This is a genomic window from Gluconobacter thailandicus F149-1 = NBRC 100600 (genome assembly GCF_000964465.1).
In the GTDB taxonomy this organism is placed as follows: Bacteria; Pseudomonadota; Alphaproteobacteria; order Acetobacterales; family Acetobacteraceae; genus Gluconobacter; species Gluconobacter thailandicus.
Genome location: NZ_BANH01000024.1, coordinates 20,435 through 36,665 on the forward strand (window position 1 = coordinate 20,435; position 16,231 = coordinate 36,665).

Annotated in this window: 17 protein-coding genes; 8 read left to right on the forward strand and 9 right to left on the reverse strand. The window is 57.0% G+C overall.

The window, feature by feature from the left end:
* Position 1: 1 nt before the first annotated feature.
* The gene (gene rpoN, locus B7444_RS07805; protein WP_081603768.1) at positions 2-1,324 is read left to right on the forward strand and encodes an RNA polymerase factor sigma-54; all 1,323 of its coding nucleotides are present in this window, start codon (positions 2-4) and stop codon (positions 1,322-1,324) included.
* 74 nt (positions 1,325-1,398) lie between these two features.
* Positions 1,399-1,749: a DUF3147 family protein gene (locus B7444_RS07810; RefSeq protein ID WP_007282439.1), complete on the forward strand. Its 351-nt coding sequence runs from the start codon at positions 1,399-1,401 to the stop codon at positions 1,747-1,749.
* A 19-nt stretch (positions 1,750-1,768) separates the two neighbouring features.
* On the opposite strand, the gene B7444_RS07815 is transcribed toward B7444_RS07810, so the two are convergent.
* On the reverse strand, positions 1,769-2,533 hold the full coding sequence (locus tag B7444_RS07815) for an AraC family transcriptional regulator (protein ID WP_007282440.1): 765 nt from the start codon (positions 2,531-2,533) through the stop codon (positions 1,769-1,771).
* 119 nt (positions 2,534-2,652) lie between these two features.
* On the opposite strand from B7444_RS07815, the gene B7444_RS07820 reads away from it, so the two are divergent.
* On the forward strand, positions 2,653-3,048 hold the full coding sequence (locus tag B7444_RS07820) for a nuclear transport factor 2 family protein (protein ID WP_007282441.1): 396 nt from the start codon (positions 2,653-2,655) through the stop codon (positions 3,046-3,048).
* Between the two features lie 68 nt (positions 3,049-3,116).
* Here B7444_RS07820 and B7444_RS07825 read toward each other — a convergent pair whose 3' ends face one another.
* Positions 3,117-3,563, reverse strand: coding sequence for a lysozyme inhibitor LprI family protein (locus B7444_RS07825; protein ID WP_007282442.1), 447 nt, complete (start codon positions 3,561-3,563; stop codon positions 3,117-3,119).
* A 26-nt stretch (positions 3,564-3,589) separates the two neighbouring features.
* Positions 3,590-5,209 (reverse strand): ABC-F family ATP-binding cassette domain-containing protein, encoded by a 1,620-nt coding sequence (locus B7444_RS07830; protein ID WP_007282443.1) that lies wholly within the window; start codon positions 5,207-5,209, stop codon positions 3,590-3,592.
* A 376-nt stretch (positions 5,210-5,585) separates the two neighbouring features.
* On the opposite strand from B7444_RS07830, the gene fucP reads away from it, so the two are divergent.
* Positions 5,586-6,920 carry an L-fucose:H+ symporter permease gene (gene fucP / locus B7444_RS07835; protein ID WP_007282444.1) on the forward strand — a complete coding sequence of 445 codons (1,335 nt, stop codon included), beginning with the start codon at positions 5,586-5,588 and terminating at the stop codon, positions 6,918-6,920.
* A gap of 55 nt (positions 6,921-6,975) precedes the next feature.
* Here the strand turns inward: fucP and B7444_RS07840 are convergent, their stop codons facing one another.
* Complete coding sequence (locus B7444_RS07840; RefSeq protein WP_007282445.1) at positions 6,976-8,142, reverse strand: phosphatidylinositol-specific phospholipase C1-like protein; 1,167 nt, start codon at positions 8,140-8,142, stop codon at positions 6,976-6,978.
* 216 nt (positions 8,143-8,358) lie between these two features.
* Here B7444_RS07840 and B7444_RS07845 point away from each other — a divergent pair, with 216 nt between their 5' ends.
* Positions 8,359-10,746, forward strand: coding sequence for a TonB-dependent receptor (locus B7444_RS07845; RefSeq protein ID WP_007282446.1), 2,388 nt, complete (start codon positions 8,359-8,361; stop codon positions 10,744-10,746).
* 97 nt (positions 10,747-10,843) lie between these two features.
* On the opposite strand, the gene B7444_RS07850 is transcribed toward B7444_RS07845, so the two are convergent.
* The 3 genes from B7444_RS07850 to B7444_RS07860 all read right to left on the reverse strand — a co-directional run bounded on the left by B7444_RS07850 (position 10,844) and on the right by B7444_RS07860 (position 12,053).
* Positions 10,844-11,206: a RidA family protein gene (locus B7444_RS07850; protein ID WP_007282447.1), complete on the reverse strand. Its 363-nt coding sequence runs from the start codon at positions 11,204-11,206 to the stop codon at positions 10,844-10,846.
* 9 nt (positions 11,207-11,215) lie between these two features.
* The gene (locus B7444_RS07855) at positions 11,216-11,467 is read right to left on the reverse strand and encodes a DUF1150 family protein (protein ID WP_007282448.1); all 252 of its coding nucleotides are present in this window, start codon (positions 11,465-11,467) and stop codon (positions 11,216-11,218) included.
* A gap of 76 nt (positions 11,468-11,543) precedes the next feature.
* Complete coding sequence (locus B7444_RS07860) at positions 11,544-12,053, reverse strand: Hsp20 family protein (protein WP_007282449.1); 510 nt, start codon at positions 12,051-12,053, stop codon at positions 11,544-11,546.
* Between the two features lie 18 nt (positions 12,054-12,071).
* Between B7444_RS07860 and def the strand changes: the two genes are divergently transcribed.
* The 3 genes from def to truA are packed head-to-tail and all read left to right on the forward strand — an operon-like array spanning position 12,072 to position 14,463.
* The gene (gene def / locus B7444_RS07865) at positions 12,072-12,773 is read left to right on the forward strand and encodes a peptide deformylase (protein ID WP_371859447.1); all 702 of its coding nucleotides are present in this window, start codon (positions 12,072-12,074) and stop codon (positions 12,771-12,773) included.
* A gap of 6 nt (positions 12,774-12,779) precedes the next feature.
* Positions 12,780-13,691 carry a methionyl-tRNA formyltransferase gene (gene fmt, locus B7444_RS07870; protein ID WP_007282451.1) on the forward strand — a complete coding sequence of 304 codons (912 nt, stop codon included), beginning with the start codon at positions 12,780-12,782 and terminating at the stop codon, positions 13,689-13,691.
* Entirely contained in the window at positions 13,684-14,463 is a 780-nt protein-coding gene (gene truA, locus B7444_RS07875; protein ID WP_007282452.1) for a tRNA pseudouridine(38-40) synthase TruA, read from the forward strand. Before fmt ends, truA begins: the two co-directional genes overlap by 8 nt.
* 3 nt (positions 14,464-14,466) lie before the next feature.
* Here truA and B7444_RS07880 read toward each other — a convergent pair whose 3' ends face one another.
* Both B7444_RS07880 and dapE read right to left on the reverse strand, forming a co-directional pair.
* Positions 14,467-15,087: a hypothetical protein gene (locus B7444_RS07880; protein WP_007282453.1), complete on the reverse strand. Its 621-nt coding sequence runs from the start codon at positions 15,085-15,087 to the stop codon at positions 14,467-14,469.
* Positions 15,084-16,229, reverse strand: a complete 1,146-nt coding sequence (dapE, locus tag B7444_RS07885) for a succinyl-diaminopimelate desuccinylase (protein WP_007282454.1) — start codon at positions 16,227-16,229, stop codon at positions 15,084-15,086. Before dapE ends, B7444_RS07880 begins: the two co-directional genes overlap by 4 nt.
* Between the last annotated feature and the right edge of the window lie 2 nt (positions 16,230-16,231).

Genomic DNA, 16,231 nt, shown 5'->3' on the forward strand with positions numbered 1-16,231 from the left:
GATGCTCAGTCCCGGTCTGATACAGCGCCAGTCGCAGTCGCTTGTTATGACACCACAGTTGCGTCAGGCGATTGCGATGCTGCAACTCGGCCATCAGGAGCTGGCGCAGTCCCTCCAGCAGATTGCGGAACTCAACCCACTCCTCGTTCTGGAACCGACCGATACGGTCGCGTCTTCGGACCCCGCCGAAGTACCCGATTATCATGACGATGATCCAGATCGTTTCACCTCAGGGGCGGAGCAGCCCGAAGCCGCTGCCCCCGGCCCCTCGCTACACGACGATCTGAGCAGCCAGATCCATCTGACCTTTCCCGCATACCGGGATCGCGCCGCCGCATTGTATCTTCTCGCCAGTCTCGACGACGCTGGACGCCTGCCCGAGCGTATTTCCGACATCGCCCATGCTCTCGGCATGGAAACAGCCGCTCTTGAGTCTATCCGACACATCCTGATGCGGCTGGACCCTGTTGGCGTGTTCTGCCGCTCTTTGGAAGAGTGTCTGGCCGTGCAGCTTGAACGCCGCGATCGGCTCGACCCCGCCATGAAAATCCTGCTGGCCAATCTGGACCTTCTGGCCCGGCGTGACTGGCGGCCTCTGCGCCAGAAATGTCAGCTCGCGCAGGATGACCTGCTCGATATGCTGGCGGAAATTCAGGCCCTCAATCCCCGACCAGGTTTCGACCCGCATCATCCCGTCACACCGATCCAGCCCGATCTGATCGTCCGCAGGAACGGAGACGGTTTTCGACTGACCTTCAACCATCGCGCCCTGCCCCGCTGCCATGTAGACACCGACATGCAGCGCCACATCGACGGCAGCACGGAGGCAGGACGGCAACTCCAGACTTATGCCAGTGAAGCCAGTGCCATCATCCGGGCGCTGGACATGCGTCGCCAAACCATTCTGAAAGTCGGAGCAGAAATCATCCGTCAGCAGACAGCTTTCTTTGAAGACGGGATCTCCGCCCTCCGTCCCCTCACCATGCGTGAACTGGCGACAACAACAGACGTACACGAAAGCACGATCAGCCGCGTGGTGAACGGCAAATACATGGATACGCCGCGCGGCATCGTGCCCCTCCGCATGTTCTTCTCAACAGCCCTTCAGGCCAGTGATGGCTCCGTTCAGAGCGCCAGCGCCATTCAGCACCGTCTGCGCGCGCTCATCGCCGCCGAAGGAGACGACATTCTTTCTGACGATGCCCTGACAGCCCTTCTTCAGAAAGATGGCTTTGCCATTCAGCGCCGTACCGTGGCGAAATACCGCGAAGGTCTGGGCATCGCGAAATCCAGTCAGAGGCGGCGCCTGAAGAAAACGTCCTGACGGCTTCTCGCTCTATCAGAGCCCCACCGTATTTGCTGATTGCACGATCAGCCCATGCCGTTAGGGTCCGTTCCATGCTGCATCTCGCCATAAAAGCCCTGATTTCCGGAATATTGATCGCAACTGCGTCCACGCTTGCCCGTCGTTATCCAGGCTTTGGCGCACTCATCGCCTCCCTGCCACTTGTTTCGGTTCTTGGCATGATCTGGCTATGGAACGACAAACCCGACCCCGCGAACATGGCGGCCCACGCCGAGGCAACATTCTGGTATGTCCTCCCGTCGCTGCCGATGTTCCTGCTAATCCCGGCCCTGCTACGCCATGGATATGGCTTCTGGGTTTCCCTCGCCCTCGGCTGCTTCCTGACGATTGGCCTGTATTTTGCGATGACATGGATCGGACCACGTTTCGGACTGCATCTCTGACGACATCATACCTGCCTGGTCAGTCCAGATAACGATCACGGCCTCGTTTGCCATACTCGCTGGGGCGTAATCCGGTATTCTTCTTGAAAGCCTCAGCAAAAGCGCCAAGACTTTCATAACCGACACTGAGAGCAACAGAGGTTACAGGCTCACCACGCGCCAGCCTCTCCTGAGAATTCAGGATACGAAGACGCTGCTTCCAGCTTGAAAAAGGCATATGCGTCTCGGCCCTGAAATGTCGCACGAATGAGCGCACAGACAGCCCCGCTAAACTGGCCCAGTCTTTCTGCTCTCGGGGATCAGCCGGGTTTGCACAAAGCGCCTCTGTTACACGACAGAGTTGGGCGGACTGAGGAAAAGGCAATGACGCGCTCCTTCGCGGGACAGACAGAAATTCGTCCCAGAAACAGTCCGCCAGACGAGCCACACGCGGGGACCATCTCTGCCCTTCCGCACTTTGCGACAACCGCTCTGCCTGAGCCCCAAGAAGGCGGGTGCATTCTGCAAGAAAAGGCTCTTGCGGCAGATCAGAACACTGCCCGGAACAGACATAAAGGCTCCAACCCGCCACCGCCCCATGAGAGCGTGCCTCATGACGAAAACCAGGAGGCAGCCAGAGAACCGATCCCGGACCAACCAGCCAGTAAGCCGTTACGCCCCTGATAGCCATCACACCGCTTTCGATGCCCAAAATCTGTCCCTCGGCATGCGAGTGGCGACCCGTTTCCCGTCGCGTATCCTGTTGCAGGAATTTTCCGAAAAGCCACGGCCATGTGTCACTCATCTGAACAACATCTTGAGAACTGTGTTTGGCGCATATGAGTCGAACTATGGCCTGTTACCGAAAGAACGCCAAAAACAGGCCCTGTAAAGTGTCCTGACAAGATTACGAAGGACATCCTCATGCCAGCACAAAGCCCAGAACAGCTCATCCGCCAGATGTTTGAGGTCTTCACAGACTTCTCATCAGATCCAGCAACGCTGACAGACTTCATGGCGCCGGATTACCGGCAGTTTGTCGATGGCCGGGAAATGACACTCGCCGAATTTCTGGAGCATGCCGTTGCTCTAAGAAATGCGCTTCAAAGGCTCGAAATCGACATCCAGCAGATTGTCTGCCAAGGCAATCAGGCCGCTACGGTGCATATCGCCCGAGCCACCCGCCTCTCAGGCGAAAAGAGCCAGATCAAGGTCATTGCCTTTTACCAATTCAACAATGGCCGACTGTGCCTTGTTGATGAACTGACGCATGTTCTGAGCGGTCAAGACGACGATAAGGCGCTCGGATCAGTGCGGTAGCACTGATCCAGTCAGATATCGTTTCTAAGGTTTTTCAAGGATTACGTCCTGTGTGAAAGGAACCGGGGTCAAGGGGACACATCTCCATGGGTCTGCAGGGGAGCGCCCTGCCTAGCCCCGAACTTCTCGACCAGCCACCAGTAACCGTCCCTGAGATCGGAAATCCGATGCCGCGTCAGAGCTTCCCGACAGGCAGGAAGCGCCGCCAGTCCCGCAGTACCACCCTCAAACAGATCATGCTCTGCATCGCAGGTCTTGTCGCGATAATGAAGCCAAGCCTGCTGCGCTTTCTGGAGCTGGGTTTTTCGACTGCGTTCCAGTACTGTCAGGATCTGATCGTAAACAATGTCCAGTTCCTTGTCCGCCCGCTGTGCGGCCATTGTCAGACAGTTGACCTGATCCACGCCACTTCCGGCCTGCTTGCACAAGGCATTGGCGGCATTGTAGTGCTGGGCCAGCGCAGGGGACGCAAGGGAAAATGCCGCGATGAGAAGGCACATTTTCCAACCCGCCATCTTTAACTCCCCTCTCCTGTAACGCCTTAATGCAGGCCCGGCGCTTCCTGACCCGTCCGCGCCACATACTCCGAATACCCACCCCCATACTGGTGAATCCCCTCAGGCGTCAGTTCCAGCACGCGGTTGGAAAGAGCCGCCAGGAAGTGACGGTCATGGGAAACGAACAGCATGGTGCCGTCGTAATCCGCCAGAGCGGAAATCAGCATCTCCTTCGTAGCGATGTCCAGATGGTTGGTCGGCTCATCGAGTACGAGGAAGTTCGGCGGATCGAACAGCATCAGAGCCATCACCAGACGAGCCTTCTCACCACCAGATAGAACCCGGCAGCTCTTTTCGACTTCGTCACCCGAGAAGCCGAAACCACCCGCCAGTGAGCGCAGCGCTCCCTGATTGGCCTGCGGAAACGCATATTCCAGCGTTTCAAAAACAGTCTTGTCACCATCCAGAAGGTCCATGGCGTGCTGGGCGAAGTAACCGATCTTGACGTTACTGCCGACTGTAACAGTTCCAGCATCCGGTTCCGTCGTACCGGTCACAAGCTTCAGCAGCGTGGACTTGCCAGCACCGTTCACACCCATGATACAGCAGCGTTCCTTGCGGCGGATCATGAGATCCAGCCCGTCATAGATTGTGCGACTGCCATAGCGCTTGTCTACGCCCTGAATATTGACAACCACATCTCCTGAACGCGGTGCAGGGGCGAACTCGAAGCTCATGGCCTGACGACGCTTCGGCGGCTCGACACGGTCGATCTTGTCGAGCTTCTTCACCCGGCTCTGAACCTGTGCAGCATGAGACGCACGCGCCTTGAAGCGTTCGATGAAGTTGATTTCCTTCGCCAGCATGGCCTGCTGCCGCTCGAACTGCGCCTGCTGATGCTTCTCGTTCAGCGCCCGCTGTTCTTCATAGAACTCATAGTCGCCGGAATAGGTCGTCAGGTTACCGCCATCAATTTCGATGACTTTGTTGATAATGCGGTTCATGAAGGCACGGTCATGGGACGTCATGAGCAGCGCACCATCATAACCAGACAGGAACTGCTCCAGCCAGATCAGGCTTTCCAGATCAAGATGGTTGCTCGGCTCATCGAGCAGCATCACGTCAGGCTTCATCAGAAGGATGCGCCCCAGGGCCACACGCATTTTCCAGCCACCAGACAGACGACTCACATCGCCATCCATCATTTCCTGGCTGAACCCAAGACCATGAAGAACCTCACGCGCCTTCCCGTCCAGCGCGTATCCGCCCAGATCCTCAAACCGGCTCTGTACTTCTCCAAAGCGCTCGATGACGCTGTCCAGCTCATCCATGCGCTCCGGGTCCGCCATGGCCAACTCAAGCTCAGCCAACTCGGCTGCAACTTCCGAGACAGCCCCTGCCCCGTTCATCACTTCCGCCACGGCACTATGGCCGGACATCTCACCGACGTCCTGACTGAAGAAGCCGATGGTCACACCGCGATCCGTCAGGACATTGCCCTCATCAGGCTCTTCCTGCTTCGTGATGAGGCGGAACAACGTGGATTTACCCGCGCCGTTTGGCCCAACCAGCCCGACCTTTTCTCCTTTCAGCAGAGCGGCCGAGGCCTCAATGAAGATGACCCGCTGGCCGTTATGCTTGCTGATGTTGTCGAGACGAATCATGGGTCCTCGGAGGCACTGGAAGCTGGGAATGAATGGCTGTCGGGACTTACCCTTATCCCCGCATGGGCGGAACCCCCAGAAAGACGCCCTTACCTCGGCACACCTTTATTTATCGCGTCATAAGCCTCGATGTCGGACCATGAGCGGCATTATGCCAGATGGCACAATCCCATCTTCCTGATCCAAGACCTCCATGGAATGTGATCCCCTCAAAACGCCAAGGCATTAAACCAGGCGGGGAATATCCCTTTTAAAACACTATATGCGTGATATGTGCACTCAATATAACACTAATCCTATACCCTAAATGCTGACCCCCGCGTGAAGGGATCGGATTTTTATCTTGAGCGCTCAATTTAGTTCCGTGAGGCAATCCGTGGCCAAGTCTGACCCTATCGTCCAACTTCCGGACGGCTTTTACCTGAACCGCACGCCCCTTCTGGGCTTTGGGCTCCTGTGTTGCCTGTTTTCCCTCTGGGGCTGTGCGATGAGCCTCAATGACGTACTGATCGGGCAATTCCGCAAAGCCTTCATGCTGTCAGATTTTCAGTCCGCTCTCGTCCAGTTCTCATTCTACATCAGCTATTTCGTGCTGGGCATTCCCGCAGGCATGATCATCAAGCGCTTCAGCTACAAATGGTCTATCCAACTTGGGCTGCTCCTGTATCTGATTGGCTGCTGCCTCTTTTTCCCTGCCGCCCATTTCGCGACGTACCAGATCTTCTTCGTCGCGCTCTTTGTCGTCGCGGCCGGGCTGGTTTTCATTGAAACCGCTGCCGATACCTATTGCACCCTGCTCGCTCCTCCGGGAGGAGGAACACATCGCCTGAACTTTGCCAGTGCATTTCAGCCGATTGGCGCCATTCTCGGCTCCAGCATGGGAGCCTACCTGATTTTCAAGGACGGCGACCTGTCCCGCGAGCAGCTTTCCGCCATGCCAGCCGCTCAGGCCTGGCAGCACCAACTCGGCATGATCCACGCCACTCTTGAGCCATATGTCTATATTCTCGGGGTTCTGCTGGTCGTCATGATCGCCATTGGCATCACGCGTTATCCGGCCTGCAAAGGGCGCGATCAGCAGCGCAGTCATGAACTGGATACCGCCGGTGCCCTCAAACGGCTGTTTGCCAACAAGCGCTTCGTCCTCGGTATCGTGACGCAATTTCTGTATGTCGGCGCGCAGGTTGGCGTCTGGAGCTTCATCATCCGCCTCTCCATGAGGCTGGGACATATCAATGAACGCCAGGCTTCCGTCTACCTGATCGCATCATTTTGTGCGTTCTTTATCGGCAAGCTGGTGGCCAATTTCTTCATGCGTCACGCCCGCCCGGCGCGGGTTCTGTTCGTTTACAGCCTGCTGTGCATCGTTGCGCTGGGTTATGCAGTGATGGTGCATGACTTCACGGCTATTTATGCAGCCATCCTCGTCAGTGGACTGCTTGGTCCCTGCTGGCCGACAATCTATGGCCTAACCGTCGATGAACTTGGCCATGACCGCGCCTATGGCGGGTCCATTCTGGTTATGAGCATCAGCGGTGGCGGTATTCTCCCGCTTCTACAGGGCTATGTCTCGGATGCGACCGGCGGAAACATGCAGCTTGCGTACATCGTACCGATGGGATGCTTCCTCGTAATTGCAATGTTTGCGGCCTATTGCATGAAAAGCGAAGACGAAACGGCAGAACACGTCGTTTTCGACGCCACACTCTGATCCACAACAAAGGGCGAACATTTGCTCGCCCTCCTGCCCCACCAGCCTGAAAAGCTCAGTCCTTGATCAACGCTCTATCACGGCAGTCCTTAGGCGCATTGACCGGGTTGCATCGAGCCACCGCCTGATTGGCAAACTGAACCTTGTAGTCATGCCAGGGCGCAGGCTCGAGACCCGGATAATCGGTGCTGATGATCTGCGCACCGCTCTTGAAGGACACCTCACGACGGCTCAGATCATTCTGCCGCGCCTCAATCGTGTTGGCATCCGCCCGCGTCCGCACAAGATAACCCTGCCGCACCAGCTCCGGGATTTTCCGCCCAGCCTCAGCGTTGTCAAAAGAGGCACCTTCCTGACCCGCAAAACCTTCATTGGCCTCCGTATAAGCCGCATCCGGATCACCCGGCCGGCCATTGGTGAACAGAACGCGCCCTTTAAGGCCCGGATGGTTCAACACATAACGGGCCGTATCCTGAGGACGATCCAGCACGAAAATGATCTTGCCACGCACGGACGCCAGTGTCGGCCAGCCTTTCGTTCGGATCGCTTCATTGACCGAGGGTGCCGCCCCACGCACATCATCGGGAAGCAGAAGATGGTCACGGCCAATAATATCCGTGATTTCCTTGTCCAAACGATCATAGGTTTCAGGGGTAAAGGTCTCAGGAACCGTGAATGTCAGCTTATCGTTTTTGAATGGAATGTCCTGCTTTGTTTCCACATCAATGAACACCGGGAAATGACCCGGATGATCATCTGACCACTTCCGGATGATCTGAAGGCATTTACTGAAGGGTTCGCAGTTCGAATGCTGGTCAATGTCCACAATATGCATGACCTTGAAATCGGTACCCTGCATGGCTGCGGCGGACGCCGGATCAGCATCGGGAGTAACACCGCCTTTACGCTCCCACTCCGGCCCCTTCGGATGACGGTACTGGCCGCCTTGAGTATCAGCATAAATATCGATTTCGAGCTGGCGAACCCCGCCATCAAGCTGCCGATCCAGGGTTGTGTGCTTGTAATCCAGCGCTTCTGCAGCTTGTGGAGAAACGGCCTGAAGCCATTTCAGCGTGGCAGGAGAAATATCCGTCCTGTAACTGTTATGGGTTCCAATAATCTGAACCTGATTCAGGCGTAAATCCTTGGGAAGGTCCTGCGCTACAGCAGAAGACGAAAGACCAATCAAAGAAAAAACCAGACCATATGCAAATCGGTTCATGTGATGTCATCCATTTATCAGAAGCGATGGGATGACAAATCACCAGAAGACGTATGGCAACCAGAATATTTTGAACGTTTTATGATAATGACTTATTTATTTCATTCTATATTCACAAAAACATCCTTTGAATTGAACTGGAAGCGTCCGTAGTTCCACCCATGCCTTCTTCCAGGAGGTGGCCCCAGGTCAAACGTGCCGTGCGATGGAATAACAATGGCTTCCTACAAGAAACGTTCTTTTTATCTGCTCTGCGCCTCTGCACTTGTTCCAGCGCTCGCAGGCAGCACAGGTCCAGCATATGCCCGCGTCCATCACACCGGAAAAACCCAGACGAAACAGACACCTGTCGCTCCAGTCCCAAAAGCCACCCCGACAGTTCCACACGATCTGGAAGGACATACGGCTGAAAGCATGAGCATTCATGCCAGCCGCCGGGCACTGGGCGGTGGAATGATGGTTCATCATACTGAAGCCAAAACCATCAGCACCGTCACGCAGGAGTACATTTCCAAACAGGCCCCGACTGTTACGCCCGGCGTTCTGGCCTCCAGCCTCCCCGGTGTGCAGGCCACCAATGAAGGCCCCCTCAGCACCACAGCTGAAACCATCCATATCCGTGGTCTGGATCAGACACAGATCGGCATGGTGTATGAAGGTATTCCCTTGGCCGATCCGTTCACCTACGGCGCTTATACGTCCGCCATGGTCGATAACGAGAACCTTGGCTCAGTCTCTGTCAGTCAGGGATCGTCAGATCTGACAGCCCCCGTCTACAACGCTGATGGCGCACAGATGACGCTGTCTCTGCGCCATCCCGCGGACAAGATGACAGCCTATGCGGAAGCATCCGGCGGCACACACAGCACGAACAAGGAATTCGTCCGCTTTGATACGGGGAAAATCGGGCACAGTGGCATCCGGGCTTTTGCGTCCGGCTCCTATTCCAGTGCCAATCTCTGGCGCGGACCGGGGCAGATGGATCGCTGGCATGTGGATGCCGCCATCGAAAAGCGCTGGGCACCCAGGAGCAGTTCCGAGCTGATTTTCGGATACAACAAAGCCAACCAGACCGAATGGCTCTACCCCAATCTCGCCCAGTGGGGCGCCTACGGCACCGGCTACAATACGCACGCAACCTATACGAAGGGCGATACGCTTTATTACAAGCTCAACACCAAAGCCACCAATGCCGTAGTAGGCGCCCTCAAAAACCATTTCGATTTCGGACATGGCCTGACGCTTGATGCTGAACCCTATGCCATCGAGACGTTCGGCCCCAACAATTACGGCGTCAATATTCCAGCATCCAACGGCTATGTCGGCACCCAGCAGTATTTATCCCTGAACGGATATGAAGGCCAGACCGGGAACGTCACGGCTATTAGTATTCACCCATGGGTCCAGACGTCCAGCGGCATTAATCTTGTTGGTGCATGGCATCACGGCTTCAATACACTGAAGCTGTCCTACTGGTACTCTTATGCCGTCCATACCGAGTATCAGGACCATTACCCGGTCAACGCCTCAGGCCAGTACACCCAGAATAACGGCTACCTGACGGCCTTCAACAACGTCTCCGTCAGCCAGTACAACATCAATGGTTTTCAGCAGCTGAATGCCATCGGTCTGGAAGATCAGGTCAAGCTCTTTCACGATCGTCTGACCATTGATGCGGGCCTGCGTGCCAACATGATTTCCCGCAGCTTCAGTCAGGATCTTCCGGGGGCCAATTTCAAATCCGTGGAGAACATGTTCGTTCCCATCCCTCAGGCCCTGATCAGCTACCAGTTTGATCCAAAGAACCAGATCTACGTCAACGGCACGACCGGCTATCGTGCCCCCTCTTCCTTCCAGGCGCAGCTTCCGGTTTACAACTTCACAAGTGCAAACCGAGCCTCACTTCCACTGGCAAATTTCCAGCCGGAATACATGATCGGTGAAGAAATCGGGTACCGCCATTCGGGCGACATCATGTTCAACATCGCACTGTTCAATTACAACCTGACGCATCACCAGATCACCAGCGCCTCGTATCTTCCCAACTCCACCATCATAATCAGCCAGCCGATCGATGCGGGCGGTGAAAGCGCGCAGGGTGTACAGGCCGAAATTTCAACCCGGCCCTGGCACCATATCAGCGCCTATGCCTCCGGGCAGTTCATGCGTACGCGCGTTGGCAACAACATTGCCTATCAGGGCGACTATCTGCGCACGAAGGGCAAACAGGAAGTCGCATCCCCGAAGTTCACTGGCGCTCTCGGCTTAACGTATGACGACGGCACCAACTTCGCGAACTTCAATCTGCGCTACACGGACTCCCAGTACGCAACATTAATGAACGACCAGTCCATTCCGTCCTACGTCACGTCCGATATTTCGCTGGGTCGCTACCTTCCAAAAGTCGGCCGCGTTCGCCCGAAGGCCATGTTGAGCCTCATGAATGTCGGGGACAATCACTATCTGGCACAGGTCAACGGCTTCTCCGGCAACGCCACAACGACACGCGGCGTCTATGGAAAGACACTGTCCGCGTCCCAGCCAACCTACAGCGTCGGCACAGGCTTCGCTGCGGTTGTTTCCGTCTCTGGCACGTTTGAATAAAACCCATACCGGGATCTGAACGGTTCCGCACAAACAAAAAAGAACGGTACAGCCTCTTCGGCCGTACCGCTCTTTTTTGTTGGGGGTTTTCTTCTGCTCAGCGCAGGGCAGCAATCGCCGTAATTTCCACCCGCCAGTCCGGATCGGCCAGTTTGGCCTCAACCGTGGCACGGGCGGGCTTATGGCCCGTATCCAGCCACGCGTCCCAAGCCTTGTTCATATTCCCGATCTCGTTGATGTCGGTCAGGAAGATCTGAATAGACAGGATACGCGTCTTGTCCGTACCCAGATCCGCCAGAAGCGCATCGATCTGGCGCAGGATATCAGCCGTCTGGCCTTCCGTATCCAGCGTGGCATCATCCGCGACCTGCCCGGCCAGATAGGCCAGACCGTTATGGGTCACGACACCGGCAAGACGGTCTTCCTCAAGATGGCGGGTAATGTCGGAGTTGGTGCGCACGCCTGAACCTTACTGAAGAAGAGTGGGAATCATTTCGTGTTCAAGGATCGCGTCCATAGCGCTTTCCTCATCGTCTGCCACGGCCATGGGTGTGCCATCGGCAGCATGAATTGCAACCATCAGCTCACCATCATGCATGACGGATCTGACATAGGCGAGCTGGGACATGCCCAGCGTCCGAAGCTGCGGTCCCGTGATCCGTCTCAGATCTGCCGGGAGCATGTCTTCCTGCCCATCACTGTTTTCGAACGGATTGTTCAAGTCCTGATCCTTACTGAAACCTGTGGGCTTCTCTGGCACCAGTCAGGTTGAAACATACAAGCTGTCAAAAAACGGTTTATTCGTCGTCAAGATCGCGCACCGGTCGTGCCCGGCGTGGCTTGACCACGGGCGGAACGACTTCGTGCTGCACGGTCTGCGGCGTACCTGCCGTCCTGCGCCCCTGCGTGATGGCAATCCGCTTCACGCGAACTTCCGGCTCCGGACGCAGAAGATCGATATGCAGCAGGCCATTATCAAGCCAGGCTCCACCAATCTCGATGCCTTCCGCCAGAACGAACGCCTTGTGAAATTGCCGCGCGGCAATCCCCCGATGAAGAAACACCCGGCCCTGACTGTCATCGGTCTGGCGACCGCGGATCACGAGCTGGTTGTCTTCCTGCGTGATCTGAAGATCGTCCATCACGAACCCTGCCACAGCCAGCGTAATCCGCAGGGCTGTCTGACTTAGCTGTTCGATGTTGTATGGCGGATAACCGTCGGACGTGGATTTGGACGCACGCTCAAGCATCTGCTCAAGATGATCGAAACCAAGGAACATGGGTGACGTAAACAGACGACCGGACATAGGGCTTGAGCCTCCTCCATGAGCGAGACAGTGGGTATCAGACCCTCCATGAGGCACCTGACATCAGTACAGGATATGGTGGAGCACCCCAAAGATGCAAGTTCTGCCTTGGGAAATGCCTCTCAGGACTGGCACAAAAGCCTCACCCTCGCTACATCGCAAAGCATGAGCGAATTCGATTTCCTGTCCGGCATCGATGCGGTGCCCCCGACCCAGATCCTGATTGCCCCGGCCCCTGTGCTGCGGCAGGTCGCCCGCGAAGTGCGCGCGGAAGACATGGCCTTCCTGCGTGAAAAGCTTCCAGGCATGTTTTCCGCCATGTACAAGGCCCCCGGCATCGGCCTCGCCGCGCCACAAGTCGGTCTTGGCATGCGCTTTGCCCTCGTGGACGTGGCCGAGGAAGACGCCCCCCGTGAGCCAATGGTTCTGATCAACCCGGAAATCGTGACGGATTCCGAGCAGATGGCGGTTCGGGAAGAAGGCTGCCTTTCTCTGCCGAATCAGTATGCGGAAGTCATCCGCCCCGAATCGATTCGCGTCCGTTACCGGAACCTTGCCGGCGAAATCATCGAGCGGGATGCGGAGGGTCTTCTGGCGACCTGCATCCAGCACGAAATGGATCATCTGGATGGCGTCCTGTTCGTGGATCATCTTTCCACGCTCAAGCGCAACATGATCATGCGCCGCCTTGCCAAAGAGCAGAAGCTGAGAAGGCGCTAATCAGCGATGCGTCTGATCTTCATGGGCACGCCGGATTTCGCGGTCCCGGCCCTGCATGCCCTCATGGCCGCAGGACACGAGATCGTTGCGGTCTACACGCAGCCTCCGCGCCCTGCAGGGCGCGGCAAGGCCGTGCGCCGCTCGCCTGTTCATGAAGCAGCAGAAGCTGCCGGAATTGAAGTCCGCACGCCTGCGCGAGTCCGTAAGGACGAGGCAGAGCACGAAGCCTTTGCCGCACTCAACGCCGATGCTGCCGTTGTCGCGGCCTATGGGCTGATCCTGCCCAAGGCCATGCTGAATGCACCGCGTCTGGGTTGTCTGAACATCCATGCCAGCCTCCTTCCCCGCTGGCGTGGAGCATCGCCGATCCAGTCGTCCATCGTTGCTGGAGACAGTCAGAGCGGCGTCTCCATCATGCAGATGGATGAGGGCCTCGACACTGGTGCGGTACTGCTTGAAGAAGCCACGCCCATCAGTGCGTCTGACACAGCCAGCACGCTCCATGACCGTCTGGCAGAGATTGGCGGTCGTCTGATCGTTCGCGCGTTGCAGGAACAGCCTGTTGCCGTGCCACAGCCCGAAGAAGGCGTGACCTATGCACATATGCTCAAGCGCGAGGACGGGCGGATAGACTGGTCCAGAAGTTGCGAGGACATTGACCGTCAGATCCGTGGCCTGACCCCATGGCCCGGCGCCTTCACGATGCTGAACGAGGTGGTCCTCAAGATTGGTGCCGCAACACCGCTACCAGAACAGTCGGGCCCGGACGCAGGTATGGCCATTGATGACGCCCTGACTATTGCTTGTGGTAAGGGCGCGCTACGCATCGACCGCATCCAGAAGCCCGGACGCAGCATGATGAACGCCAGCGATTTCGTACGTGGACAGGCCGTCCCGAAGGGTACCCGTCTTGGCTGAAGCAGAAATCGCACGCTGGGCCCTGAAGATTGAATATGACGGCACCAATTATGTCGGCTGGCAGCGCCAGAAAGACGGAGTATCGATTCAGAGCCTGATCGAAGAAGCTGCATCGAAGCTGGTCGGCGGCCGCGCCGTTTCCAGCATCACCGCTGGACGCACAGATGCCGGGGTGCATGCCTCAGGAATGGTGATCCATCTCGACTTCCCGGCTGATGCTCCGATCAATGGTCGCCAGATCCGCGATGGCATGGGGTATTACCTCAAACCCCATCCGGTTGTGGTTCTTCAGGCCGTACCAGTCAGTCTGGACTGGAGTGCACGCTTCTCCGCGACGTGGCGCAGCTACCGCTTTACGATCCTCAACCGGCCAGCCCGACCTGCTTTGCAGGAAAACAAAGTCTGGCACGTCAAACGGTCGCTGGACGTCAATCTGATGCAGGAGGGCGCGAACTTCCTACTCGGGTCACACGATTTCACGTCCTTCCGGGCGATTGCCTGTCAGGCGAAAAGCGCCGTTCGTACGCTGGATGTTCTCAACATTCACCGTGAAGGCGAGCTGGTCATCGTGGATACACAAGCCCGCTCGTTCCTGCATCATCAGGTCCGGAACATGGTGGGATCGCTCGTCATGGTGGGATCGCGCCAGTGGCCGACAGAAAAAATGCGGGACATACTGGAAGCGAGAAATCGCTGTGCCGCCGGACCGACATCCCCGCCAGACGGTTTATGCCTGACAGGCGTCGGCTATCCCGAAGACCCGTTCGCGTAAGGCTCAAACGCCCCCGAACAGGTCGCCCAGAGCGTTGTAATGCGGCGGCAGAAGCCAGAGCAGACCAAACAGCACAATAGCGCTTAACGTTTGCAACACGGTCATGATGACCGCCTGCAACGCTGTCATCATCAGACCAACGCGCGTGACATACCAGGTCAGCCAGAGGCTATAGAGCTGCACACCAGCAGCCACTCCTGCAATAGCAGCAGGTGATGACGCATTCCCCGGCATCACCATCCGCATGACACCTTCCGCCATGATCATCATGATCAGCGGCAGCCAGGCACACCAGAGCGATGCCGTCGCATACCGCGACCACAGCCCTTTGCGCCCCGCAAAAGCTGCATAGCGCTCAGACACCACCAGCTGAAGAAGCGTGCAGACAAGCTGAACAAGCGCCTGCGTCAGCCGTAGCCCCCGCTGATCTGCAGGCATGAAAAATGCCCCGAAAATTCCGATCAGCGCAATCGCTACAGTTGGGGCCAGCGCCGCCATGAGCGGCTGCGTGCCGGGCGCGAAACAGTTGATCCCGATGCCACGGCCGCGCCCCAGAAGCCATACTCCGAGCGGAACATTCATGCCTCCTGCGGAAGGCATGCCAGTCGGGCGGTCTGGTGTCACAGGCCAAATCTTTCCATGAACGTCAGATAGATACGGGTCAGGTCTTCAAGTGTCGAAACATCCACGTGCTCGTCCCGCTTGTGCATGGTTGCACCCACCAGCCCAAACTCTGCAACAGCACAGTGCTGCGAGATGAAACGGGCATCGGACGTTCCGCCACCCGTATCAAGCTTCGGGCGACGCCCCGTGACATCCTGAACAGCCTGCTCAAGACAGTTCACCGCTGGCCCAGGCTGCGTCAGAAATGCCTCGCCACTGATGGCAATCTTCACGTCGCTGTCCGGCGCATGACGGCTCACAACGTCCCGGATCCAGTCAGCCAGACCGGCTCCCGTATGGCTATCATTGAACCGGATGTTCAGCCGCGCACGCGCATCGGCCGGAATAACATTCGTGGCTGGGTTCCCGACATCCACACTCGTCACCTGAAGCGACGACGGAGAAAACCATTCCGTCCCTTCATCAAGACAACGCCCTGTCAGTTCAGTCAGGGCCGCCAGAAGGCGATGTATGGGATTATCCGCCAGATGGGGATAGGCCACATGCCCTTGCACGCCACGCACGGTAATCTCGGCATTCATGCTGCCGCGACGGCCAATCTTGATGGTGTCGCCGAGAGCCGCAGGATTGGTCGGCTCACCCAGAAGGCAGAAATCCGGAACCTCACCATGCGCCGCCAACCATTCGATGACGGGCTTTGTGCCAAAATGCGCCGGGCCTTCTTCATCGCCCGTAATGAGAAGAGAAATCGTTCCCTTGAGCGGACGGCTTTCCAAAAAGCGAGCAATAGCTGCAACGGAGCAGGCCACGCCCCCCTTCATGTCCGCAATGCCACGCCCATAGAGGCGGCCATCATGGATTTCGGCGGAGAACGGATCATGCGCCCAGCCTTCACCGGGGGGTACAACATCCGTATGCCCTGCGAAACAGAGAGACGGGCTCCCTGTTCCGATCCGGGCATAAAAATTCGGGGTCGGCGCATCTTCTGGTCCAAAAGGAAGATGCGTAACCTCAAACCCCATCTTTTCCAGAACCGATGCCAGAAGAGCCTGCGCTCCATCATCGGCCGGCGTGACGGACTGGCAACGGATCAGATCCTGCGCAAGAGCAACAGGATCAGTCGGAAAAGACGGGGACGACATCG

Bases quoted from the DNA above. Each gene is read 5' to 3' on its own strand.
- rpoN (WP_081603768.1), top strand. From the start codon at position 2: ATGCTCAGTCCCGGTCTGATACAGCGCCAGTCGCAGTCGCTTGTTATG.
- B7444_RS07810 (WP_007282439.1), top strand. From the start codon at position 1,399: ATGCTGCATCTCGCCATAAAAGCCCTGATTTCCGGAATATTGATCGCA.
- B7444_RS07815 (WP_007282440.1), bottom strand. From the start codon at position 2,533: ATGAGTGACACATGGCCGTGGCTTTTCGGAAAATTCCTGCAACAGGAT.
- B7444_RS07820 (WP_007282441.1), top strand. From the start codon at position 2,653: ATGCCAGCACAAAGCCCAGAACAGCTCATCCGCCAGATGTTTGAGGTC.
- B7444_RS07825 (WP_007282442.1), bottom strand. From the start codon at position 3,563: ATGGCGGGTTGGAAAATGTGCCTTCTCATCGCGGCATTTTCCCTTGCG.
- B7444_RS07830 (WP_007282443.1), bottom strand. From the start codon at position 5,209: ATGATTCGTCTCGACAACATCAGCAAGCATAACGGCCAGCGGGTCATC.
- B7444_RS07840 (WP_007282445.1), bottom strand. From the start codon at position 8,142: ATGAACCGATTTGCATATGGTCTGGTTTTTTCTTTGATTGGTCTTTCG.
- B7444_RS07845 (WP_007282446.1), top strand. From the start codon at position 8,359: ATGGCTTCCTACAAGAAACGTTCTTTTTATCTGCTCTGCGCCTCTGCA.
- B7444_RS07860 (WP_007282449.1), bottom strand. From the start codon at position 12,053: ATGTCCGGTCGTCTGTTTACGTCACCCATGTTCCTTGGTTTCGATCAT.
- def (WP_371859447.1), top strand. From the start codon at position 12,072: ATGAGCGAGACAGTGGGTATCAGACCCTCCATGAGGCACCTGACATCA.
- fmt (WP_007282451.1), top strand. From the start codon at position 12,780: ATGCGTCTGATCTTCATGGGCACGCCGGATTTCGCGGTCCCGGCCCTG.
- dapE (WP_007282454.1), bottom strand. From the start codon at position 16,229: ATGTCGTCCCCGTCTTTTCCGACTGATCCTGTTGCTCTTGCGCAGGAT.